General features: G+C 53.6%; 14 protein-coding genes and 1 pseudogene. 8 read left to right on the forward strand and 7 right to left on the reverse strand.

Annotated features, from left to right (window positions below; all coding sequences use genetic code 11):
* Positions 1 to 60: 60 nt before the first annotated feature.
* Complete coding sequence (locus M2108_RS25655) at positions 61 to 963, reverse strand: LysR family transcriptional regulator (protein ID WP_277472231.1); 903 nt, start codon at positions 961 to 963, stop codon at positions 61 to 63.
* 174 nt (positions 964 to 1,137) lie between these two features.
* On the opposite strand from M2108_RS25655, the gene M2108_RS25660 reads away from it, so the two are divergent.
* The 4 genes from M2108_RS25660 to M2108_RS25675 are packed head-to-tail and all read left to right on the forward strand — an operon-like array spanning position 1,138 to position 5,764.
* Complete coding sequence (locus tag M2108_RS25660) at positions 1,138 to 2,232, forward strand: extracellular solute-binding protein (protein ID WP_277472230.1); 1,095 nt, start codon at positions 1,138 to 1,140, stop codon at positions 2,230 to 2,232.
* Positions 2,233 to 2,241: 9 nt separating this feature from the next.
* Positions 2,242 to 3,927 carry an ABC transporter permease gene (locus M2108_RS25665; RefSeq protein WP_277472229.1) on the forward strand — a complete coding sequence of 562 codons (1,686 nt, stop codon included), beginning with the start codon at positions 2,242 to 2,244 and terminating at the stop codon, positions 3,925 to 3,927.
* Positions 3,924 to 5,048, forward strand: a complete 1,125-nt coding sequence (locus M2108_RS25670; protein ID WP_277472228.1) for an ABC transporter ATP-binding protein — start codon at positions 3,924 to 3,926, stop codon at positions 5,046 to 5,048. Before M2108_RS25665 ends, M2108_RS25670 begins: the two co-directional genes overlap by 4 nt.
* A 47-nt stretch (positions 5,049 to 5,095) precedes the next feature.
* Complete coding sequence (locus M2108_RS25675; RefSeq protein WP_280777236.1) at positions 5,096 to 5,764, forward strand: metallophosphoesterase; 669 nt, start codon at positions 5,096 to 5,098, stop codon at positions 5,762 to 5,764.
* A gap of 27 nt (positions 5,765 to 5,791) precedes the next feature.
* Here the strand turns inward: M2108_RS25675 and M2108_RS25680 are convergent, their stop codons facing one another.
* From M2108_RS25680 to M2108_RS25705, 6 genes and pseudogenes are all read right to left on the reverse strand, one after another.
* The gene (locus tag M2108_RS25680) at positions 5,792 to 6,910 is read right to left on the reverse strand and encodes a GerAB/ArcD/ProY family transporter (RefSeq protein ID WP_277472226.1); all 1,119 of its coding nucleotides are present in this window, start codon (positions 6,908 to 6,910) and stop codon (positions 5,792 to 5,794) included.
* A gap of 30 nt (positions 6,911 to 6,940) precedes the next feature.
* On the reverse strand, positions 6,941 to 8,110 hold the full coding sequence (locus tag M2108_RS25685; protein WP_277472225.1) for a Ger(x)C family spore germination protein: 1,170 nt from the start codon (positions 8,108 to 8,110) through the stop codon (positions 6,941 to 6,943).
* Positions 8,111 to 8,127: 17 nt separating this feature from the next.
* Entirely contained in the window at positions 8,128 to 9,636 is a 1,509-nt protein-coding gene (locus tag M2108_RS25690; protein WP_277472224.1) for a spore germination protein, read from the reverse strand.
* 278 nt (positions 9,637 to 9,914) lie between these two features.
* Positions 9,915 to 10,121 (reverse strand): annotated as a pseudogene (locus tag M2108_RS25695) (GMC oxidoreductase); the annotation flags it as partial.
* Between the two features lie 24 nt (positions 10,122 to 10,145).
* Positions 10,146 to 11,753 carry an AraC family transcriptional regulator gene (locus M2108_RS25700; RefSeq protein WP_277472223.1) on the reverse strand — a complete coding sequence of 536 codons (1,608 nt, stop codon included), beginning with the start codon at positions 11,751 to 11,753 and terminating at the stop codon, positions 10,146 to 10,148.
* 32 nt (positions 11,754 to 11,785) lie between these two features.
* Positions 11,786 to 13,513 carry a sensor histidine kinase gene (locus M2108_RS25705; protein WP_277472222.1) on the reverse strand — a complete coding sequence of 576 codons (1,728 nt, stop codon included), beginning with the start codon at positions 13,511 to 13,513 and terminating at the stop codon, positions 11,786 to 11,788.
* Positions 13,514 to 13,870: 357 nt separating this feature from the next.
* On the opposite strand from M2108_RS25705, the gene M2108_RS25710 reads away from it, so the two are divergent.
* The 4 genes from M2108_RS25710 to M2108_RS25725 all read left to right on the forward strand — a co-directional run bounded on the left by M2108_RS25710 (position 13,871) and on the right by M2108_RS25725 (position 23,875).
* On the forward strand, positions 13,871 to 15,220 hold the full coding sequence (locus tag M2108_RS25710; protein WP_277472221.1) for an ABC transporter substrate-binding protein: 1,350 nt from the start codon (positions 13,871 to 13,873) through the stop codon (positions 15,218 to 15,220).
* Positions 15,221 to 15,289: 69 nt separating this feature from the next.
* Positions 15,290 to 16,225 (forward strand): carbohydrate ABC transporter permease, encoded by a 936-nt coding sequence (locus M2108_RS25715; protein WP_277472220.1) that lies wholly within the window; start codon positions 15,290 to 15,292, stop codon positions 16,223 to 16,225.
* A gap of 18 nt (positions 16,226 to 16,243) precedes the next feature.
* Positions 16,244 to 17,083, forward strand: coding sequence for a carbohydrate ABC transporter permease (locus M2108_RS25720; RefSeq protein ID WP_277472219.1), 840 nt, complete (start codon positions 16,244 to 16,246; stop codon positions 17,081 to 17,083).
* A gap of 135 nt (positions 17,084 to 17,218) precedes the next feature.
* Positions 17,219 to 23,875: an S-layer homology domain-containing protein gene (locus M2108_RS25725; RefSeq protein WP_277472218.1), complete on the forward strand. Its 6,657-nt coding sequence runs from the start codon at positions 17,219 to 17,221 to the stop codon at positions 23,873 to 23,875.
* Positions 23,876 to 24,212 lie beyond the last annotated feature (337 nt).

A 24,212-nucleotide genomic window follows, 5' to 3' on the forward strand; every position in this document is an offset into this window, starting at 1 on the left:
AATGCGAAAACAGCGGTAAAAGTCCCGTTGTTTTTGCATCTCCATACTTGAGCGAGCGAATCAGGGAGAAGAGCAGGCAATCCCCCGGATATACTCGATAAAATCCCGGATATGCCGGGCATAGATTGGCTCGTCCCGGTAGACGAGGCAGATGTGCCGGCGGTTGACGTAGCCCTCTCCCGGCAGGGGGCGCCGGATCAGCTCACCGGCTGCCGTTTCTTTAAGGACGCTGCGCAGCGGCAGCACTCCGATGCCGGAGTTGAATTTCAGCGTCTCCTTGATCGTTTCGATGGCTCCAAGCTCCATGACGGACTGAAACTGGATTCCGGCATAAGCCGCCCACTCCTCAGCCAGCTGCCGGGAGGTGGAGCCCTGCTCATGCAGCAGAAAAGTCTCGCCCTGCAGCTGGTCCGCAGTTAGAGGCTCGGCCTCATCCAGCGGATGGCCGGGCTTCATCACCAGCTGCAGCTCATCCTCAATGAGCGTCAGAACCTGCAGGCCCTTCAGCGGTTCATCCGGCAGGGAGATGACGGCTGCATCAATCTCGTGATGCCTTAAGAGCGAAAGCACGGTTTCGGCTTTTTTTACCGTCAAGAGCAGGTCTGTTTCAGGATACCTGTGCTTGTAATCCGCCAGGAAGGGAGGCAGATAATAAGTGGCCGGTGTATAGCTTGCGCCAAGCTTCAGCCTGCTGTGTGTATGCAGAGCCCTTATCCGCATACGTTCAGCGGCTTCCTCCATCAGCGAAACGACACGCCGTGCATACGGCAGCAGTTCTTCCGCCGCTTCCGTGCGGATCAGCTTCCGCGATTGCTTGCGGAACAGCGGGGTGCCGAGACTTTCCTCCAGCTTGCGCAGATGAAAGCTGACAGTCGGCTGCGTCAGCTCCAGCGTCTCCGCTGCCTCCTGCAATGTCTCCCTGCGCATAACCTCCACGAATACTTTCAGCTGCTGTACGTTCAATGATCTCACGCTCCCTCTATACTTGAAATATAGACGTTATCTATTAAACATTCAATATACATAGATATATTTAATAAAACTAACATCCAGGCTTAACGTTGCTCTTACATAAGGTTGTTAAAGTTTGAAGTAACGCTAAGGCGAAACAAGAAGCTCAAGGGGGATTAATCAATCGTGAAACGGAATTGGCTCAAAACAGCAGGTATTGCAGCAGGTGCGCTCTCACTACTCGCGGTAACAGCATGCGCAGGACAAAACCAGAGTAATACAACTGCTGCAGCGGCTGACGTGAATGCGGCGGCTACAGCTGAACCGGCGGCAACAGCAGTACCTGTGGGTGACCAGACGCTGACAGTGTACCTGAATGATTTCGATTCGGTCATCGGTGAAATGTTTGAGAAAGAGACCGGCATCAAGCTGAACATCGTCTCCGGTAACGGTGCCGAAATTATGTCCCGTATTGAAGCGGAGCAGGGAAATCCGCAGTGGGATGTCGTGTGGATCGACGCAATGCCTTCGATTAACGGGCTGGATGCCAAAAGCCAACTGCTCACCGGATGGACGCCGGATAATGTGGCCGGACTGAAAGATAACTATGAATCGCTGATTCCCAAAGACGGCTCGTATTATCCGACCGGTGCTCATGCAGCCGGAATCATCGTCTACAATAAAAACAACATCACGGGTGCAGATATTCCTGCCTCCTGGGAAGATTTGAGCCGCGCAGCCTATAAGGGCAGACTGGGCATGGCTGATCCGGCGATTGCGGCACCGGCGTATCCGTTTGTTTCCAGCTTTTTCGAGGATAAGGGAATGGACGGCGGGAAGACCTACTTCAATACATTAATGGAACAGGGGCTGCGCGTGTATCCGAAGAATCCGCAGGTGGTGCAGGCTCTGACCGCCGGGGAGATTGATATTGCTGCGCTGCAGGAATCGAATGCGTATTCCATGGTGGCTGCCGGAGAACCGGTGGAGCTGGTATGGCCTGAAGAAGGAGCGCCGGCGTCCGTACGTGTTGCTGCAATCCAGAAGGATACGGAAAAAGCTGACGCAGCGAAGCAGTTCGTGAGCTTCCTGCTGGAGCCGGAAGTGCAGCAGGAGCTGATTAATACCGGGGACGAGGCTTACTTCGAACCGTCGGCAGAGGGCGCAGAACCGAAATCTGACCGTGCCGCTGATGCCAAGCTGAACTTTACAGAGGCCGCATGGGCGAGCGGGCATGAAGCTGAGATCAAGCAATGGTTTGCCGATCAGGCTGTGCAGTAAGCTGGTAATATGCTAAAGGCACTTAATGTAAACCGGCTGGGCTGGATCGTCAGCATCCTGCTCGCCATTCTGGTCCTGTTTCCTCTGGCAGCGGTCATCATCCAGGTGCTGCTGCCGGGCGTTTTCTTCGGTGAGCTGAATTTTGGCGATCTGTCGCTCCTGCTTGATGTATTCAACCGCCCGCTCTGGAGAAAATCGCTCGAAAACTCGCTGCTGCTGGGCATCGGCACTACGCTGTTTGGAACCATTCTGGGGACGGTGCTGGCCATGGCCCGTTCCCGCTGGTCTTTCCGGGGGGCTACGCTGCTGGATGCCGCCGCCTGGATTCTGTTCATTATGCCTTCCTTCATTCTGGCCCAGGGCTGGATTATGTTCTCCGCCGGCAACGGCCTGGCCGCATCCCTGTTCGGCTGGAAATGGGTGAGCTCTGCTGTATTCTCACCGGCCGGACTGGTTGCGGTGATGACCTTCAGCAAGTTCCCGCTCGCTTATCTGACCGTACGGGCGGCAATGGAGTGGAAAATGGATATGCTGTCACAGGCCGCACGGCTGTGCGGCGCCAGCTCGTGGCGCGTATGGCGGACGGTAGAGGTTCCGCTGCTGCTTCCGTCTATTTTTTCAGGCGCATTGCTGGTCTTTATGGATACTGTCGGAGACTTCGGTCTTCCTTCGGCGATAGCGGTAGTCTACCGTTTTCCGACACTGCCTTATTCCATCTATTCGGCTATTTACACTTCTCCGATCCGGTTCGATATGGCGGGTGTGCTGTCCCTGTATCTGGTGCTGCTGATCGCCATGGCGATCGCCGTCCAGTTCTATGTGCTGCGCAGAGCCAGATATGACATTCTGTCAGGGCGGGCTGTCCGCTCGGCCCCCGGCTCTGCCGGTAAATACAGCTGGCTGATCAGCTGTGCGGTGGGTCTGCTGCTCGTCATTGTCATCGGTATCCCGATCGGCTCAAGCCTGGTCATGTCCGTTCTGCAGGTACAGTCGGGCGGACTGGTCAGAGGTAATCTGACGCTTGAGCATTACAGCGAGCTGTTCCGCCATGGGGCGGATCTATTCCCCGGCATCGGCAGATCACTGGCGATTGCGGCTGCAGCCTCCGTATTTGGACTGATTATCGGCCTTGGTGCGGCGTTTGTGCTGTCGTATTCCCGGTTCAAATTTAAAAAGCTCATTGAGACAGCTACGCTGATCTCTTTCGCAGTTCCGGGCGTTGTGCTGGGTATCGGGTATATTTTTGTCTGGAACCAGAAATGGCTTGAGCCGCTTGGGCTCAGACTGTACAGCAAGCCGCCGATTCTGGTGCTGGCTGCGATCGCCGGAGCCATCCCGGTCATAACCCGGGTGATTACCGGCTCGATGGCCAAGGTTCCGGGGCATCTGCTGGATGCCGCACAGATCCAGGGGGCTTCCCTGGTCACCCGGGTGCGTACGATCCTGATCCCGCTGATCCGCGGCGCACTGGTTTCGGGTGCACTTGCGGCCTTTGGCTCCTGCATCTTTGATCTGGCGGTCAATTCCATCCTGTTCCCGCCGAATTTTGTAACCCTGCCGATTGTCATTGATGATGCCTTTGAAGATATGCGGTTCGGCTACGCATCTGCGGCTACAGTGACCGGAGGCGGCATTATCGTATTAATCCTGATTGTAATTGAAACTATCTTTAAGAAGAGAGGGGCCAGAGCATGAGCCAATCAGAGACCGTACACGCTCCGGGTGTCCCGCTGCTTGAAATCAGAAATCTGCAGAAAAGCTACGGCGGTTTCCAGGCGCTGGGCGGCATCAACCTAGAGCTGCAGGAGGGTGAAATTATCAGTGTGCTGGGTCCCTCGGGCTGCGGTAAGTCGACGCTGCTCCAGCTTGTTGCCGGATTAAGCCAGCCGGACGGGGGAGAGATTCTGCTGCACGGGAAGGCGATTGCCACTGCTTCCCGGATGACTCCGCCCGAAAAAAGGGGCATCAATATGGTGTTTCAAGATTATGCGCTGTGGCCCCATATGAATGTGTATGACAATATCGCTTACGGCCTCAGACAAAAGCGCCTGCCGGCGCAAGCCATTAAACAAAAAGTGGAGGAGGCCCTGACCCTGCTTCAGCTCGAAGGCTTCGAGCAGCGTCTGCCGGCGCAGCTGTCAGGGGGCCAGCAGCAGCGGGTGGCTATTGCCCGCGCTATGGTGACAGAACCGCGGCTGATGCTGCTGGATGAGCCGCTCTCCAATCTGGACATGCGGCTGCGCGTGGAGATGCGCACCGAGATGTCCGTGCTGTTCCGCAGGCTGAAAATGAGCGTGTTCCATGTGACCCACGATCCGGAGGAAGCTTTCGCGATGGCTGATAAGCTGCTGCTGATGCGCAGCGGGGCGGTGGACCAGCTTGATACGCCGATAGCCTGCTACAATAAGCCTGCCAGCAGGCAGGCAGCCTCGCTGCTGGGAGCAATTAATGTGCTAAGCGGCACCTTTGCCGGCACGCCGGGGGATGCAGCCCTGAAAGGTTCAGCAGGCCTGCTGCGCGGGACCGTCTGCGGGCCGGACGGAAGCCTGCGGGCGGAAGGCAGCGCGGAGTTACGCTTCCGGCCTGAAGCAGTCAAGGTACTGCCCGCCGGAGCAGAAGCTACTGCTGAACGTGGAGATTTTAACCGGATTGAAGCAACAGTGATCCACTCGACCTTTGAAGGAACCAAGTGGCGGACGATGGCAGAGTCGGCAGCAGGAGAACGTTTATACCTGTTCAGTGAAGGGCAGCGGGACGGCGGGAGCATCATCCATGCCGAGCTTCCCCGCGAATCCGCCTATATTTATGCAACCTGAGAGCAAGAAAAGAACCTAAAGATCACTTCGGGAAGGCCGCTGATATTGTGCTGCACACATCATTGAATACAGGCAGACTGCTGGCGGTTTCAGACATCCACGGACATGCCGGAGGGCTGCTGCAGCTGCTTGATACCGCTGAATATAATCCCGCATCAGACCGCCTGATTCTGGTGGGGGATTACATAGACGAAGATCCGCCGAGCTGGGAGACGCTGCATCTGATCAGAAAGCTGACGGAGGAAGGGGCATTGGCTGTGCCGGGCAATATGGAGCTGCGGCTTTCAGCGCATTTCATAGACCGGGCACCCGGAGCATCCGGGAGCCTGGAGCTCCGGGAATGGCTGCAGGGGCTGCCCCCGTATATCGAAGCGGACGGCTACCTGTTCGTCCACGCCGGATTCCGTCCGGATATGCCGCTTGCAGGGCAGACGCTGCAGGACATGACCGAGATCCGCGAGGATTTCTGGGGAGCCCAGCCGCCGGCGTACGCCGGCAAAGGTATCATTTTCGGGCATACGCCAACCTTTAAAATAGGCGCTAAAGCAGGCGAGGTCTGGAGAAAGCCCGGTTTAACCGGCATCGATACAGGGGCGAAGCACAACTGCCGGCTGACACTGCTGGATGTTCACAACTCCGTTGCCTACTCCTGCTCGACGGAAGAGACCCGTCAGCATTACAGGGACTTCAAAGTGGAGAACCTGAAGGGGTGTTAATGCTTGTTCCTGAAGGTGCTGCTACCATTATCCATTACCGTTTTTCGCAGCAGATGCCCCGCTTCCCTTTTTCAGCTTTCCTATTACCAACAGCAGAAATGGTAAGCCAAGCATGTTCACCGGCAGAGCGAAAGGCACCCAGTACCGCTGCAGATAATTCGTTGTAGCTTCAATTACATTTTGCGGAATCAGCGCAAAGACAAACATAACCGGAGCAATGAACCAGGTCATAATTCTCCAGCTCCGTATCTTCAGAAATTGCGCGGTTCCGTAGCTTAACAAGAAGAAATAGACGGCCAGCTTGACAAATACACTGGAAATCCAGATCACGACCGGAACGGCATCGAAGTTATCGATGAAGCCAAACAATGAGATTTTTTGAGCCATTTCGAAAAACGGATACCACATGTTAGGACTGAGATTGACTCCGAGTACAGCAATGATCATTATAGTGGTCAGTAGTACGATCAGGTTCGCAACCAGCACTGCCAGGATCGTATAGGCCCGCCCTTTGCGTGGCTGTGATAAGAAGGAAGCAAACATCAGGTACTCGACAGAATGGCCCAGATACGAAGCCGGAGCCAGTGCCCCTTTTATAATATTCTTATAACCGCTATCCGCATAGAAGGGGAGAATATGCTTCAAGTTAATGTTATTGATGTTGGCAAGCAGGACAAGCACGACCATGATCAGAATAATGGGGCCGAGAAATTCGCTGCAGCGGGCGATCCCTTCAATTCCTCCGCTATAGGATGCATAGGCAATCAACAAGACCATCAGCAGAATAACGAATTCCTCAGGGGTCTCTGGAAGGAGCATGACACTAACAAGGTCTGAAAACTGGCGGAGTACAATCGGGGTAATCGTATACCACTGTACAAGATAGATGACAATCACCAGCTTGCCAGGCCAAGTCCCCAATACTGACGGGGCAAAATCGATCAGATTCTGGCCTGGAAAAATGCGGGCGACTGCCGTTACCAATAAGGCAATGACCAGTGCTATGCAGCCTGCTGCAAGGATTGAGAGCCATGCATCCTGCTTAGCGGCCTCCAGGCTCGGGGTAATCGTCATAACCAGGGTCATGCCGAGATTCATACTCAAGATGATCCAGAATACCTGCACGCCGGAAATTTTCAGATTCATTGTGTGCATCCTCTTCATTTTATGGTTTGTCTATTTTTCCAGATAAGTACGGCCGTGAGTTTTACCTAATTGCTCGATATGAAACTCAACTTCAATATTTACTTTCATTGCGGGGAAAACTTCGCTCCAGGAGTCCTCAATATTTTTCCAGTAGTAAGGGTGTTCGATATGGAGCTCCTCGCCCAGGCCAAAGATGTCCGACTTCATTTCTTTCTGGACATGTGTCAATAAGCCCTCGAACCTGCTCTTCAATTTCCTGGAAAATAGCTGCTCTACGTTTTTCCTGTTCTTCTCATTGTCCAGATTCAGCCTTGTGTTGTTAGAGACGACCTTGACTATGGCATGGAATTTGACTTTGGCCTGGGGATGACCATCGATTATCTTTGTATGAACATGCACGCTGCTCTCTGCAGCCTTCACGCTGATGGTGCCTTTATAATCTCTGTCTTCAGGCTCCGCCTGAATCGTAAATCCCAGACGGTAGGAGTCGCCAATCCACCAGCGCAGCAGCTCCATTTCATCAGGCTGTGTAAATCCGCTCAGCTTATTGCCGAGGTAGACTGCAGCCCTGTCGATCGCAATCGACTCTTTATCTGTCCCCTTACGGATAATCCGGATAGCGGCAGTTACGGGAGAAGTGCCGGGTGAGGAGAAGGCCTCCAGAAATTGATCGAATTTCACAGAGAAGCTCTGTCTGCTGCTTTGGATTTTGCTGATGGCGAGTGCCGGGATAAGCTCCAGTGGATAAGGGGCGCTGAGAATCTCTTTGGCAGTTGCTCCATAGGCCGTTAACACGTAGCTGTTGTAACGGGTCTCCGGGAACCGTGTAAAAAGGTCCTGAATCTGATTAAGGCCATGCCGCGCGTAATTCTCCCCAATCAGGAACACTTCCCTGTGGCCAAAATAAACGTATCTGGACATTTGCTGCTGTATCCGGCCCAGAGCTTCCTGCAGATCATTTCCTTTGGCGGAGATGATGACTACCTGCTTCTGGCTGCCCCCTGACTTCACCGCGCTGGGTATGCCCGTAGGCAGCGCAATCTGATAGGACACCTCGACAAGCCCGCTGTCCGTAAGATCAATCCCGCTGCCCATGATTAAGGCAAGATCATCCATCTCCCTGCGGTCCCAGCAGCCGGTTGTCATACAGAGGATAATCAGTAGAAGCATATATCTGCATGCCACTGCCAATCTGCTCATTTTTAATCCCACTCCAATTAATGCCTTGTATGTTTATGGCGTTTTCTCAAAATTTGCCACGGGGCTCTCCATAACGAGTCGGCCAGTCCGGTCATTTTTACAGGTGCAAGCGGAGACATATAGGGTACACCGAAGGAACGTAAATTGACCAGATGCACCAATATAACAATCAAACCGATGCCAACCCCGTACAGGCCGAAGGTTGCAGCAAGCAGCATGAGCGGAAAACGGATAATGCTGATTGCCTGGCTCATTCCCGGATTAGGGATCAGAAAAGATGAGATTCCGGTTATGGATACAACAATGATGATCGTGGCCGAAATGATGCCGGCCTGCACGGCTGCTTGTCCAATAACAAGTGCGCCTACAATGCTGATTGTCTGGCCCACAGGACGGGGAAGTCGAATCCCGGCTTCACGTAAGGCTTCAAAAGTAATCTCCATAATTAGCGCCTCCACGATTGCCGGGAAAGGAACAACCTCACGGGCGGCAGCAAGACTCAAGGTTAGGCTTGTAGGGATCATTTCCTGATGGAACGTTGTAACGGCAATAAAGATAGAAGGCAGCGCCATAGCAAAGAAAGCAAACAGATACCGCAGCCAGCGCAGCATGGTGGCAAACATAAATTTCATATAATAATCTTCTGCAGACTGAAAGCCGAACCAGAAGGTAACGGGTAAGATTAACACCATTGGCGAGCCGTCGGTGATTACGGCTACCTTTCCTTCAATCAATGATCCGGTTGTCATATCCGGACGCTGGGTCGCCTGAATGACGGGAAAGGGCGAGTAGGGATGATCGCTGATTAATTCTTCGATATAACCGGATTCCAGGATGCTATCCATGTTGATGTCGGCTATACGTTTTTTTACTTCCTCAACCACGCTTTTCTGGGCGATATCTTCAATGTAGACGATGGTAACATTAGTGCGGGAAAGGCTGCCGGCACTGAGTTTTTCTGTTTTCAGCCGGGGGGTACGGAGCCGGTGCCGGATCAGGGCAAGATTGATGTCCATTTTCTCAATGAATCCGTACCTCGGCCCGCGGATAACGGCTTCCGTTGACGGCTCATCCAGAGCGCGGTTCAGCGTATCCTTGATCGAGTAGGAAAAGGCTTGTGAAGAGCCTTCAATAAACAGGAGGGTCTCCCCGGTGACAATGCGCCCTGCAGCTTCTTTCATAGTCAGAACTACTGAGGGCTGGACAATCGAAGAGAGGCCCGCTGTAAGCTGTTCATGCAGCCGGGATAGATCGCTGACGGGAGGCTCTGATTCCTGCATAATAGGCTCCAGGAAGCCGTCGTCCCACAGCTGCTTGTCGATCAGCACATCCAGATAAACTGCTATGGCAGGCATAGAGCCGAAGATCAGCAGCTTGCGCACAACGAGATCGGAGCAATTCTCAAATACTTGAGTAATGCAATTCCTGTTATCCTCCAGCCTATCAGAAATATTGGAATCTATTTCAGGTTCCAGTGCATTTATTTTTTTGGCAAAAGGGTCTTTTGACCGTTTGTTTAGTCTCATTAGCCTGCCACCTCCAGATGCCTTAATATTCACCATCTATTCCCTGATTATCCATATGAATCAAAAAAAGGCAATCCAGCGAAGCTGCATCAGCCTCAAGGGATAGCCTTGTATATCAGGGTATATTTTCCCGGCTGCTGTAGATACTTCAGGCATAGCATACAGATGCTTGAGAAAAGGATGTGAGGGAGGTTGAAGCTCTTGGGAAAGGTTCTGGCTTTTCTGTTTATCATCATCCTGTCAGGGGCAGTGCTCTACTACTCAACCATGCTGGCGGGCTAGCTGAAATCCTTGCTTACGATCTTTTCGGCTGTCCGTGTAGCCAGCGCCTGGGTTGTTAATGTCGGGTTGGGGCCGCCGATTCCGTTATAGTGCACACTGTTATCCGCAATGAATAAGCGCTTCACCTGATAGGGCTCGCAGCTCATATCGGTGACGTAACCCATCCGCATTGTACTTTCCAGATGCAGCATGAAACTAAAAGGGGTAAAAAAGCTCTTCCTTCGGTCCTATTCCCCGGACTGCTGCATATACTCCCGCGGCGACATGCCGGTTACCTTCTTGAACACCTTGCTGAAATAGAAGGCACTCTCATAACCGAGCTTCTGCGAGATTTCATAGATCCGTCCTTCACCGCGCAGCATCATTTCTTTGGCAGCCGTTATTTTGGTCTCGGTGATATATTCGACATAATTGACCTTCGCGGTCTTGGAGAACAGGTGGCTCAGGTAGTTAGGGCTGAAGTTGAAGACATCGGCTACCTGGTTGAGCGAGAGCTTGGAGCCAAGATTCCGTTTGATATACTCCTGGACATTCTTGACAATCTGCTCCTTATAGCTCTGCCTGCGGGTGGACAGCATTTCCGAGACACCGTCGCGGAAGCAGACCAGCCAGCCGGCAATCTCTTCAATGGTATGCATCTGGTAGATTGCGCGGTAGCCCTCCGGCTCATGGCTGAATATATGCTCAACAATCTCTTCACCGTCCGCCAGCAGCGAGGTAGCCATGTAGAGAATATTGCAGGCCGCATCGGTGGCGGGAACAAGCAGGTCGGACCGGCCGTCGAAGATTTCAATCATTCTGGAGATGATGGTGTACAGCGCCTGGGTATCCATCTCCTCAAAGGCCCGGCGGATCTCGGAGCGCGACTCCGAGAAATCAAACAGCGGAAAGTCCTGCTCCGGCGGCTTGCCCTCGGAGTAGAAGACGAAGGACTGGGCTTTCACTGCAGCCGGCAGCGCCTTGCGCGCGGCAAGATAGCTCTCCCGCAGCTGATACGGGTCCTCCACGGCGAAGCCGATCGCCCCGATAATCGTCACATTGAAATAGTTGTGAAGGACGGAGGCCATATCGGCCAGCAGCTTCTGCGTATCCGGCATCCACAGCTGCGGATCGGTTCCGCAGACAGGAAGGGTTACGGCAAAGTTGCGCAGGTCAAGGCTCGTTACATGGCAGGGCCGGATGGACGTAAGCGTATCCTTGGCCATCTGCACCGTGCTTGAGCAGAGGGCGACCAGCTTATCCCCGCGCGGCGGGACGGTGTCCGGGCCGAGAATCCGGCAGGTGCAGACCACATAGGCGGAGCCGCTGAGGTCGAGATCGAGGTCCTCTTGCTGCAGCAGGTACTGGTTCTTGTTCTCGAACAGATTGTTGAACAGCCGGACGAAAAATTTATCCCGCTCGGCCTGCAGGTTGCCGCGGTGCACCAGCTTGGGATAGCTCTCGATCGTCTGATATTCCCCGAGCAGGGTGATCGCCCGCTGGATGGAGGCAGCCAGCGTCTCGGGGGTCAGCTCCAGCTTCACCAGATAATCGGCAGCCTGCACTTCAATGGCGCTGCGCGCATACTCGAACTCCTCGTAGCTGGTCAGGATGATGAACAGGGGGACGCGGCCGTATTTTTTGCGTACGGAATCAGCGACCTGCAGACCGGTTTTGATCGGCATTTTGATATCGCTGATGACAATATCCGGGCGCAGGCTGTCGATCATTTCCTCCTCCTGGGCCCCGTTATGGGCAATGCCAACAATCTCTATGTTATACTGCTCCCATTTCAGCATGGATTGCAGGCCGATGCAGACAAGTACCTCATCATCGGCAATCAGCAGCTTGATCAAGCGTATCACTTCCTTGCTTTTAGTAGTGCAGACTATTCCTTCAGCTGGAACGGGATAAGAAGCTTCATCTGCGTATATTGTCCCGGCTTGCTCTCAATCGACAGCCCGTAAGGCTCCCCGAACGCCAGCTGCAGCCGCTCATTGACGCTGCGCAGCCCGACGTTCTCGAACAGCCCCTTGGACCCTTCCTCCGGCTTGGACAGGATATGCGTAATCTGCTCCTCCTCCATACCGATCCCGTTATCCTCGACTGTAATCAGAATGTCGCCGAAGCCGCTTTTGGCCACGGTAATCAGGATGTCGCCTCTGCCCTTGGGCTCAATGCCGTGAAAAATCGCGTTCTCCACCAGCGGCTGCAGGGTAAAGCGCGGAATCAGCCCGCCCAGCAGCTCCTCGTCCGCGATGCTTTGCACCATCGTTACAGTGCTTCCGTAGCGGTATTTCTGGATCAGAAAATAATCCTCCAGCAGGTTCAGCTCGTCGCGCAGCGGCAGCAGACGGCGGTTGTCTTTGGCAATGCTGCGCAGCAGCCTCGACAGGGAGGTCGTCATTTCCGCAATGCCGGTAGCGTTCTGGATCGTAGCCATCCATTTAATCGAATTCAGTGTGTTATAGAGAAAATGGGGGTTGATCTGGTTCTGCAGCATCCGGTACTCCAGCTCCTGCTTCTGCTTCTCATCGGCCAGCCTGCTGTCCATCAGGGCAATAATATCCTGGGACAGGCGGTTGATCCCCCTGCCGACATCCCCAAGCTCGCTGTTCCACTCAATGTTGCGGTCAAGCAGGAAGTTGCCCTGGGCGATTTTGTCGATCCGCTTCTTCAGCTTCTCGACAGGCAGGCTGATCGTCCGGGTCAGATACAGGGTAATGATGCCGCTGAGCAGCAGGACGAGCAGGCAGACACCGAACATAATCGGTATCCATATATTTGCCTTGGGCGCGAACTGGTTGCCGGCGATGGTCTGGGTCAGCTCAACTCCGCTTCTGACCACGTAGGAGACGGCCAGTGTCTGCTCCTCACCCTCAAGGCTGATTTCAGACAGCTTGGTCATCGGGCCGACAGGCTCATCCTCGGTGTAAGCGACCGGCTCATAGGGCGTTGTAATCTGCTGTATTTTGTCACCGATAATCTCATAATGATTCGTGCCGAGCGTCAGCAGCAGACGCGAATCCTCCGGCAGGGTGTAGCCCTTCAGCTTGTCGGTAATGACCGAGGTGTTGACCAGCAGATAGACGGTCCCGATCCGGGAGGCATGATCCCCGTAAATCGGCAGAATAAACGGAATGCCATAGGCAGTGGAGAGCGGGTCCTTGATCACCTGGTCAAATTCCTCTGTAGTCTCGTTGTTCAGTCCGGTAATCTGGCCGATATTGTGAATGGTAAGCGGAGTGGATATACTGACTGAATTGTCGAGCTGCAGGAATTTCCCCTTATTGTCGGTGACGATCAGCCGGCGGACATAATTGTAGGAGCGGTTAATCTGAAAATCCTCCTGCATCGAGCTGAAGACATCCAGCGCATCCCTGGCCTTGGCATCGGGTGATTCGAAGTAGTCCGCCAGCAGCGTATTGGTAGTAGAATTAGTACTGCTCGTCATGGCCAGAACGGACAGGTTAAGCAGGTCTTGTTCTATAATATGGGAGACAAGCTGCAGATTGAACTCGGTTGCCTGGATTGTCGTTTTGCGCTGATAATAGGAAATGAGCTCGTAGCTGAAAAAGGACAGCAGGGTGGCGATCAGCAGCGCAAATACAATCATGATCAGGATGATGCGGCTTTTAATAGTAGATCTTCTTATCGTGGTGATTCTCCCCTTTGGTACACAAGAAATGTAATGAAGCGTTTACAAGATTGCCGGATGCTGCTGCAAAAAGCGTTATAACCACCATAGCATATTCCGGTATTGCAAAATAGAGGGGGAGGCAGGAAGCCGAAATTTTACAGGTTTTGAATAGAAAATTACATGTCATGGACAATGAAAGCGCAAACAGGACATAAAAGTGAATGATCTGCGCAGGAAAATACATCCCATCTCCCGCTATAACCCGGTAGAATGTGAAATAGCTTCAGAAGATGATGACTGGTCAACAATACAAGAAGAAAAGGGGATAATTCAATGAATTACAAAAGATTGTATGGCATGACCTTCACTGCAGTGCTCTCCATGGGCCTCTTGGCGGGCTGCTCCGGCAACAACAATAACGCCCAGAACAATGCCGCTGCAACAAATGCTCCTGCTGCCGGCACTAATGCAAGCGCTTCCTCCGAACCGGGCCAAGAGCCTGTTACGTTAAAATGGGCGCTGTGGGACTGGGAAGCAACCGCTTACTATAAACCGCTGATCGAGGCTTACCAGAAAGAGCATCCGAACGTGACCATCGAGTATGTTGACCTTGGTTCCACCGACTATATGACCATGCTGAGCACACAGCTGTCCGGCGGTGCCGATCTCGATATCCTGACCATCAAGGATATTCCGGGCTACTCCAACCTGGTGAAGCAGAACCATCTGGAGCCGTTAAAAGGATTCATGAGCTCTAACAGCATTGATCCTGCGCTGTATGGCGGTACGGTAGAGCAGATTGAAGTGAACGATGAGGTTTATGCACTTCCTTTCCGCAGTGACTTCTGGATCGTGTACTACAACAAAGACCTGTTCGACAAAGCAGGGGTTGAATATCCGAGCAATGACATGACCTTCGAGCAATACGATGAGCTGGCCAGAAAAATGACCTCCGGCAGCGGTGCAGAAAAGGTATACGGTGCGCATTACCATACCTGGCGCAGTGCGGTTCAGCTGTTCGGCATCCTGGACGGCAAGAACACTGTGGTAGACGGAAACTATGACTTCCTGAAGCCTACCTATGAGCGCATTCTGAAAGAGCAGGAAGATGGCATCGTGATGGATTATGCAACACTGAAGACTTCCAGCACGCACTATTCCGGCGTATTCTACAACAACTCCGTTGCCATGATGAACATGGGCAGCTGGTTTATCGCCACCCAGATTGAAAAGGTGAAGAGCGGCGAGTCCCAGGCTACCAATTGGGGTATCGTGAAGTACCCGCATCCGGACGGCGTTGAAGCAGGAACTACACTGGGAACGATTACTTCACTGGCTGTTAACCAGAAGTCCGAGCACAAGGAAGCTGCCCTTGATTTCATGAAATTCGTGACCGGTGAAGAAGGCGCTTCTGTCATTGCTTCCACGGGTACCATTCCGGCGATCAAAAACGATGAGGTTATCAGCTCGATCACTTCCATCGACGGCTTCCCATCTGACGAGAACAGCAAAGCAGCCCTGACTACTGTGCAGACTTACCTGGAAATGCCGATGCATGAAAAGAGTGCCGACATCGAGGTAATTCTGAATGAAGCGCATGACAACATCATGACCAAAAATGCGACGATTGACGAAGGCCTGAAGGACATGAACACCCGTGTGCAGGCGCTTTTGAACAACTAAGCAGTGATTCTCAGGGGGCGGGCCATGCCCGCCCTTTGCATAGAAGGTAGAAGGTTTGGAGGAGAACGAATGCAAAATGAAACCGTACTTAGACCAAAAAAAGCCCCAAAAAGCATACTGTCCAAGGGAGTCCGGGATCATCTGGTAGCATACAGCTTTATCGCACCGAATTTTATCGGCTTCGCCATCTTTACGCTTGTCCCTATGTTCTTTGCCTTTGTCCTGGCGTTTGTGAAATGGGACGGAGCCAATCCGATGGAATTCATTGGCCTTGATAACTTTACCCGGCTGATCAAGGATACCACCTTCCATAAAGCGCTGTGGAATACCATTGTCTATACAATCGGCGTTGTGCCGTTTACGATGGCCGTTGCCCTTGCGCTGGCAATTCTGCTAAACCAGAAGATTATTGCCCGTAACTTTATGCGGACCGTCTTCTTCTTCCCTTATGTCGCATCGCTTGTAGCGGTGGCGGCGGTATGGAACTTTATTTTCAGCCCGACTATGGGCCCTGTCAACAACATCCTGCATCTGATCTCCGGCGTACCGATTGAGGATCTTCCCCGCTGGGCGGCGGATAAAGAGTGGGCGATGTTCACGGTCATTTTGTTTACGGTCTGGAAAAACATGGGCTACTACATGGTCATTTACCTCGCAGGCCTCCAGGGGATCAACCCGGAATTATATGAAGCTGCTGAGCTCGACGGCGCAGGCGCCTGGAGAAGGTTCCGCAATGTGACCGTTCCGCAGCTGGCACCAACGACGTTCTTTGTTCTGATGATTCTCGTCATTAATTCGTTTAAGGTCTACGATATCTTCATCAACCTGTTTGCCGGTGCCGACAATCAGCTGAACGACTCAACAAGAGTAATGGTCTATCAAATCTACAACACGGCGTTCCGTTCACTTGATTACGGCTATGCCAGCGCCATGGCGATTGTGCTGTTCCTGCTGGTGCTTGGTATTACGATCGTCCAGTTCCGCGGCGAGAAGAAGTACGGATAATAGGGGGATATGAATGATATGGTAGGTTCAAATAAAATCTTCAGAGTCAGCTTGAAAGTGTTAGTGTACGCTTTGCTCGCTGCAGCAGTCTTCTGTATGCTGATTCCTTATGTATGGATGCTGTCCTCATCACTCAAGATGAACAAGGATGTCTTTTCCTTCCCGATGCAGTGGATTACCGATGTGCCGCGCTGGCAAAATTTCGTGGACATCTGGACCCGGATTCCGCTCGGAAAGTTCATTTACAACACGGCGAAGCTGTCCGTAGTTGTTACGATTCTGCAGCTGCTGACCTCAAGCTTTGCAGCCTATGCATTCTCCAAGCTGCAGTTCAAGGGGAAAAATATCCTGTTCCTCGGCTACATCGCTACAATCGCTATTCCTTGGCAGGCTTATATGGTGCCGCAGTTTATCATGATGCGTTCGCTCGGGTTGAACAATACCCACTTGGCGATTATCCTGCTGCAGGCGTTCTCGGCATTCGGGGTGTTCCTGATGCGCCAGTTCTATCAGGGTGTGCCGGATGAATTATGTGAAGCAGCGCGGATCGACGGCCTCAGCGAATACGGAATCTGGGCGAGAATTATGCTCCCGCTGTCCAAGCCGGCCCTGTCGACACTGACGATCTTCACCTTCGTCAACACCTGGAATGACTTCCTCGGGCCGATGATTTACCTGACCAAAACCGAGCTGAAGACGATTCAGATTGGACTTCGCATGTTCATATCCCAGTATTCCGCTGAGTACGGGCTGATTATGGCCGCCAGCGTAGTGTCGATCATTCCGGTTGTTATTGTCTTCCTTGCACTGCAGAAGTATTTCGTTCAGGGCGTTGCGGCATCGGGGATTAAGGGTTAGAGAGAACACCGTTTTAGCAGTTAAGCCTGGCAATTGCCTTACCCGCAAGCTGCCAGGTTTTAATTTTAAATTTAATGTATACGCTTTCTTTTGGTTTTGGTTTGCCCACTTTACATTTTGAAGGAGGACAAGTGAATGAACAGAAAGCCAGCATCAGCCAAAAAGTTATTTTCCATCCTGATGACTGCCATGCTCGTGCTCGGAATGTTTCCGGGACCAGGCCTGCCGTCCGCATCTGCTGCAGCTGCGGATAATGTATACGCGGCTGCCTACATGGGGGCGGAGACTGCCGCGGGCACCAATTTGCCGGCCAGCATTAATATCGGAGGCAGCAGTGTAGCTGTCAGCTGGAATATTGGGGAAGACACCTTTGCTGTGCCGTACGAAACGGTAACCGTAAGTGGAACAACAGCCAGCGGTCCGGTTACAGCCAGCGTTCAGGTCATTCCGCCCGCGGATTATCCGCTGGCCTATTTTGTGGACAGCGGCCGGGGCGGAGACTCGGTGGGGAACGTGCCTACGGCCTCCCCGCTGTATGAAGCGGTCAAAGCCCTCAGCGGCGGCGGCCTGATTAATCAGGCACCGGACCAGCGCTATGTCAGCGGCTCCACTGACTGGGGCTTCGACGACTCCGTGCAAAAGATCAAAAATTCCAAGGACGGCGGACATACCGATCCGGCTACAGATCCATCTGTCTGGGTAGTCGGTGTACGCGCTGCTAACGATAATATCGTCTACCAGCTGAAGGCGCTGGAAGCCGGAACGTATACGCTGAGCAGCGGCTTCTACGACTGGTATGGCAGCCGTTCGCGGGTTCTTCAGCCGCGGATCGAGTACCAGGACACAAGCGGAGGCAAGCATACCTTGTCACTGAACCCGTTCAATATCAATGCATCCAAAATCAACTCCGGCGAGTTTACTGTTCCCGCAGATGTGGACACCAGCGCTCCCATGACGCTGACGTACGCTTACGTGTCCGGCGAGAAGCCTCTCCTTAGCTGGTTCGCCATCGCCGAAGGCGGAATCAAAACGCTCCTTGACGATGCCCGCCAGAATGCCGCCTCCATGGTGCAGGTGCTGCTGAACGGCAACGATATTCAGGCGGATAATCAGAACGGCCTTACGTTCAAGGGCTTCGGCGTACTGAGCGCCAACAGCACCAGTGCGCTCCTGATGGACTACAAGTCAGAGCAGCCGGAAAAGTATACGGAAATGCTGCAGATTCTATTCGGCGGAGAGCATCCGCTCATGACCCATGTCAAAATCGAGATGGGCAATGACCGCAACAACTCCACCGGACCTGATCCGGCTACGATGCGTACAGCGGATGAGCAGGTCAACGTCAAGCGCCATCCCGGCTTCCAGCTGGCGGCAGATGCCAAGGCCGTTAATCCGGACCTGAAGGTCAGCATCCTGCGCTGGAGCGCTCCGGCCTGGGCGGATAACAACGACAAAATCTATACCTGGTACAAAAACACGATTCTGGAGGCTTACCGCCAGTACGGCTACATGACCAACTACGTTAACCCGTACATTAACGAGCACGCTCCGGATATCGAGTGGACCAAGCAGTATGCGGAAAAGGTCAAGACCGATAATGAGGGCTTTGCCAGTACAGAGGAGCAGGCACTGTATAACCGGATTCAGGTGGTTATCTCCGATGAGGTCGGCATAGGCTCTTTCGGCAGTGCCATGGTAAGCGATGAGTCACTGCGTAGTGCTGTCCCGATCGCCGGATACCATTACAACACCGATGATGATGCCGCAGGCAATTTCAAAAAGCTTGCCGAGCAGTATGATATTGAAATCTGGAACAGCGAGGCGCAGGCTACTTTCAGTAATTCGGCGTTCCGTCCCAATAACAATGTGAAGGACCCGACAACGGCCGGAACGGGAATCGGCGGAGTAGGCGGTCCGCTGGAAATGAGCAATACGATCATTAAAGGATTTGTGAATTCACGCCGTACCCATTTTATATACCAGCCGGCAATCGGCTCCTTCTATGAAGGCGGGCAATATTCCTTCAAGGAGCTGGTCAGCGCACGCGACCCTTGGTCAGGCTGGATTCACTATGATGCAGGCCTGGTGATTCTGCAGCATTACAGCCGGTTCGCAGAGCTGGGCTGGGAAAATGACGACAACACAGCCGGCATTTGGAGAGCTGTTCCAAAGGCTAGCAGCACCGGTGCTACAGGAACCAATCCGGTTAACGGACGCAACGGAACGCCAAGCTATATTACGCTTGCTGCCCCTGACAAAAGCAATTTTTCGACCGTCATTGTAAATGACAGTGAGTACACCAAAACCTACAAGCTTCAGGCTGTCAATATGGCATACACCGGTAATCCTTCCCTGGAGGTATGGGAGACCCGTGCAGCAGATGCCGGAAAGGCATTCAACAGCAATTACATGCAGTATCTCGGCGATGTGTCCGCAGACGGCGGCGGTGTGTACACCGTTATAGTGAAGCCGTATTCGACGGTTACGGTAACCACGCTGGATACCAAGGACAAAGCAGAGTACCGTACCCCGCTGCCTGTAGAAGGCGAACGGACAGTGCTGGATACAGATGCAACTGGAGCGGTGCCGGATACCGGAGACAAATTCCTGTATGCCGATGATTTTGACTACTCGGACCGGACAGTTGTTAAGATCGGGGCAGGCGGAAAGGCTACCGGCACCGAGAGCTTTATCGACTCCCGTGGCGGATCAAAAGGCGCCATTCCGCGCTATACTCATGACCGCAACGGCGCATTTGAGGCTTACCTGCCGGACGGATCGGATAACTACGTTCTCCGCCAGCAGCTCGACCGGAGCATTATGGGCCTTGGCGGTACCTGGAACGGCGGCGATCCGGTTACAGCTATCGGTGATAACCGCTGGGCCAGCTATAAAGCCAGTGTGGACGTTTCTTTTGAAAACAACAGCACCCAGGGCGGGGCGAACTATGCGGCCATCGGTGCCCGTTATCAGGGTGGCGGCAGCTCACACACCATAGGCGGCACCCCATATGTGCTCAAATTCTGGTTCGACGGCGGCTGGCAGCTGCTGGTGAACGGCGGGGCCGTGGCCAGCGGAAATGCGGCGACAGGGACCGGCGGTGTGAAGATCGAAGGCTTCAATACGGCGTATGATGCCTGGCATAACCTTGCAATTCAGGTTGCCGGAGCCACCGTTACGGCTTATCTGGACGGGGTAATGCTGGCTGCTTATACCGATCCGGTTCCCGAATTGTCCGGCCGGGTTGACCTGGCCAGCGGCTACTATCATGTCCGGTTCGACAATCTGAAGGTAGAGACGGTAGACGGCTATGCCCCTTACTATTCCGAGCTGCTGGACAATCTGGAAATGTATGATCTGGCTGCTGCTCCGAATCCCAAGCTGTCCTACAGCGGGAACTGGAATCATGCCAACGGCGCCGGCATGTTCATCTACCAGCGCTCCACGTCCACCAGCCAGGGGGCAGATGCGACGCTTGCGTATACGTTTGAAGGCACCGGGCTGGATATTCTGGGGCCGAATGACGGATCAGCGAAGCTTGAGGTGACGGTGGACGGTAAGACTGCTGTGCAGTCAGCGGAAACTATGGCCTCGAAGGAGCTTTATCAGACCTATGCGCTGCGCGGGCTGAAATACGGCCAGCATACGGTGCAGATTAAAGTGTTAAGCGGCACGCTGGTTGTGGATGCCGTGGCGGTTGTTTCCGGGGAAGTGCAAGGCTCACCGGATACGGCAGCGCTTGCTGAAGCGGTGGGTGCAGCGAAGGAAATGGTGAAGCTGGACGAATATGCGGAAGCAGACTGGCAGCTGTTCACAGCGGCACTGGGCAGTGCGGAGGGTGCACTGGCTGATATTGCCGCTTACCGGCTGGATCAGGAAGGAGCAGCGCAGCTGGCAGAGCGTCTGATCTCGGCGCAGAATCAGCTGGCTACAGGCGACCTGCGGGAGCTGGCTGTTCTGCCGGACACCGCGACCTATGCCGGCAAGCTGCCCGTGCTTCCGCAGCAGGTGGAAGCGACACGGGCGGACGGCAGCAAGCTGCCTGTAACCGTGAAGTGGAATACGGCTGAAGTCAGCTTTGATACACCATATGACAGAGTGGCGGTTACCGGTACGTACGGCAACCTCAAGACGGTTGTTTATGTAGAGGTGGTGCCGCAGGGTCTGGTTTATTTTGTTGATCCGGGCGTAGCTGCGGAAGGGGTTACTCCGCCGTATACTGTTATTAAGAATTTTGTAGGTGCCGGTCTGCTGAATGAGCAGGCGGATCAGCTCTCAACGGGAGACACGGTATGGGGGCATACCAATACCGGAGCAAATTACGGGATGAAAGGGCTCGGAGGTGCGGTGGTTACCACGGATAAGTCGCAGACCGGGGTCTACGGCTCCAACACCAGAAACACTCCGCTTGTGTATCTGTTCCCGCTGGAAGCCGGTAAATATATCCTTACTTCCTTCCACAGGGACTGGTGGAGCAATGCTAACCGTACAATGGATATTACCGTCAGCTATAACGATGCTGAGGGTAAGCCGGTAACGGAGACTGTCCGGACCGGACTGGTTGCGGGACCGAACGGCGTCCTGCTTAACCATGATTTCACCCTGCCGGTGAGCGGAACCGTGAAGTACACGATTAACAACACTTATTCAGGTAATCAGGCTGCGCTGGTCAGCTATGTGGCTGTAGCCAAAGACAAAACCAGTGTGGCCAATGAGCTGGCCGTGAATGAGGCCAAGAGCATCATTGAGGGAGCAGCCTTTAATGTGAAGAAGGCGGAAGCCAACAGTGAAGAGGGCGTGCAGACCTGGCTGCAGCAGACGATTTCCGGGCTGGAAGGCTTGAGTGAAACAGGTGTGACAATTGGTGAAGTAACCTTCACTGCCTTCCAGGAAGCAGCCGATGATGCCGCAGGCAGCTTCAGCTTTACTGTAGCGTTAATCAAAGGAGAGGCGCTGTCTTCAGGTTCGGCCAGCGGTACGATTACACTGCCTGAGCCGGATGTAACACCTCCGGTTATTACCCTGAACGGTGATCGGGTGGTTAATGTTAAGCTAGGCTCGGACTATACAGATGCCGGGGCTACAGCAGCCGATGAGGTGGACGGTGATCTGACAGACCGGATTGTCACCACAGTCAGCAGTGAGGTATATGGATTGACAGCGCTTGATACAACTAAAGCGGATGTCTACACCTTCCACTATAATGTCAGTGATGCCGCAGGCAACAAGGCGCTGGAAGCAACGAGAAAAGTAGTTGTAGCTGAAGACCCGGATACGGTAAAACCGGTTATTACCCTGCTTGGTGAGCCAACTGTAGAGCTGGCAAACGGTGCAGCCTATACCGATGCCGGAGCAACGGCGGAGGATGACCGGGATGGGGATATCACAGACCGGATTAGTGTGAAGATTTCTATGGACGGCCAGTCGGTAGCTGCGCTTGATACCACACAAGCAGGTACTTATCTCTACCATTATAATGTAAGCGATACGGCGGGCAATGCTGCAGCTGAGGTTACCAGAACCGTAACCGTTGCTGAGAAAGAGCAGCCGCCGGTAACGGAACCGACACCAACACCGACGCCTTCGCCGACACCTACCCCTGCACCGACGGATGCGCCTGTGCAGACTGCTCCACCGGTGGCGGCTACGCCAACACCGACACCTGCGGTGCAGACTGTGCGGACGCTGGAGCAGAAGGATATTCCTGCTGCTGCAGACGGAGCCGTTACGGTTCAGCTGGCTGAAGGTACGGAATCCGTGGTGCTTCCGGCAGGTATTCAGGGATTGACCGGCAGCAATACATTGCGCCTGGCCTGGAGCAATGCTGCTGTGGAATTCAATCCTGATGCGCTGAAGAGCATTGTAGAGAAAGCAGCAGCAGGGCAGGTGCAGGCCGATCAGGTGCGCATCAGGCTGACAGGCCTGAAGACACCGGCAGCTGCAGCGGAGCAACTGATCAACACCCAATCTGCGGACAGCCCGCTCCGCTTGTCTGCGGCAGGGGAGGTCATCAGCTTCAGTCTGGAGACTGTTGCTGCGGACGGCACTGCTACAAAGGTAACAGCGTTTGATGTACCGCTGCGTCTGACCTTCAATGTTGACGCGGATGCCAACCCCGATCTGCTCGGCGTGTACTATATTGCCGGGGATGGAAAGATTGAGTATGTTGGTGGCACCCTGAAGGATGGAAAAATGACAGCGGCAGTGAACCACTTCAGCCAGTATGCAGTGCTGGAGTATGACAAGAGCTTCACGGATGTCGGCAGCGGCATGTGGGCCGGCAGCGTAATCAAGTCGCTGGCCGCCAGACATATTATTGAAGGAATTTCCGCTGCGGAGTTTGCGCCGCAAGGGCAAGTAACAAGAGCGCAGTTCGCGGCGATGATTGCCCGGGCGCTCGGCCTGGAGGCTGCGGATGGAAGCACTCCGGTATTCCGGGATGTTAAGGCTGGAGCCTGGTATGCGGACAGCATTGCTGCCGTCAATCAGGCAGGCATTGTACTTGGAAGAACGGCAGATACCTTCGTTCCGGACAGCAGCATTACCCGTGAGGAAATGGCTGTAATGGTTGTGCGGGCATACGAGTATCTGCAGGGAGAGAAGGCGCAGGCAGCTTCTGCCGGATCGTTCAGTGATCAGCCGCAAATCAGCGGCTGGGCAGAGGAGGCAGTAAGCATCGCTGTAGAGGCAGGAATTCTGCAAGGACGCGGCGGCCGGCAATTTGCTCCGCAGGCACTGATGACCCGTGCCGAAAGTGCGCAGGTGATCTACAACCTGCTGAAGCAGCAGTAGGCATGCAATAAAAACCCGGCAGCCTGTGCTATTGCAGGCTGCCGGGTTCTTATTGGGCGGGAGGACGAAGAAAGGAGCACTTGAGGAATTAGGTGGATTTCTGCCACCTAATTTCAGTATTTTTTAATAAAAACGATGAATAGTTGGAATGATTCCGCTTACTTTGGGCAAATCAGGCTTCAGGAGGGGAGAACGTGCATTTTAAGTGGAGTTTTTCCCACTAATACCTTGTGAGAGGTGTTTTGTTGAGAAATAGGTGGAGAAATTCCACTTAACTATGAGCATATGGGTCCCGTTTCCGGCATACGGCCAGCTGAAACCAAAAGAGAATACCGCT

The organism is Paenibacillus sp. PastM-3 (assembly GCF_029893965.1).
Lineage (GTDB): Bacteria > Bacillota > Bacilli > Paenibacillales > Paenibacillaceae > Paenibacillus_AQ.

Bases quoted from the DNA above. Each gene is read 5' to 3' on its own strand.
- M2108_RS25685 (WP_277472225.1), bottom strand. From the start codon at position 8,110: ATGAGCAGATTGGCAGTGGCATGCAGATATATGCTTCTACTGATTATC.
- M2108_RS25725 (WP_277472218.1), top strand. From the start codon at position 17,219: ATGAACAGAAAGCCAGCATCAGCCAAAAAGTTATTTTCCATCCTGATG.
- M2108_RS25720 (WP_277472219.1), top strand. From the start codon at position 16,244: ATGGTAGGTTCAAATAAAATCTTCAGAGTCAGCTTGAAAGTGTTAGTG.
- M2108_RS25665 (WP_277472229.1), top strand. From the start codon at position 2,242: ATGCTAAAGGCACTTAATGTAAACCGGCTGGGCTGGATCGTCAGCATC.
- M2108_RS25705 (WP_277472222.1), bottom strand. From the start codon at position 13,513: ATGATTGTATTTGCGCTGCTGATCGCCACCCTGCTGTCCTTTTTCAGC.
- M2108_RS25670 (WP_277472228.1), top strand. From the start codon at position 3,924: ATGAGCCAATCAGAGACCGTACACGCTCCGGGTGTCCCGCTGCTTGAA.
- M2108_RS25680 (WP_277472226.1), bottom strand. From the start codon at position 6,910: ATGAATCTGAAAATTTCCGGCGTGCAGGTATTCTGGATCATCTTGAGT.
- M2108_RS25715 (WP_277472220.1), top strand. From the start codon at position 15,290: ATGCAAAATGAAACCGTACTTAGACCAAAAAAAGCCCCAAAAAGCATA.
- M2108_RS25710 (WP_277472221.1), top strand. From the start codon at position 13,871: ATGAATTACAAAAGATTGTATGGCATGACCTTCACTGCAGTGCTCTCC.
- M2108_RS25690 (WP_277472224.1), bottom strand. From the start codon at position 9,636: ATGAGACTAAACAAACGGTCAAAAGACCCTTTTGCCAAAAAAATAAAT.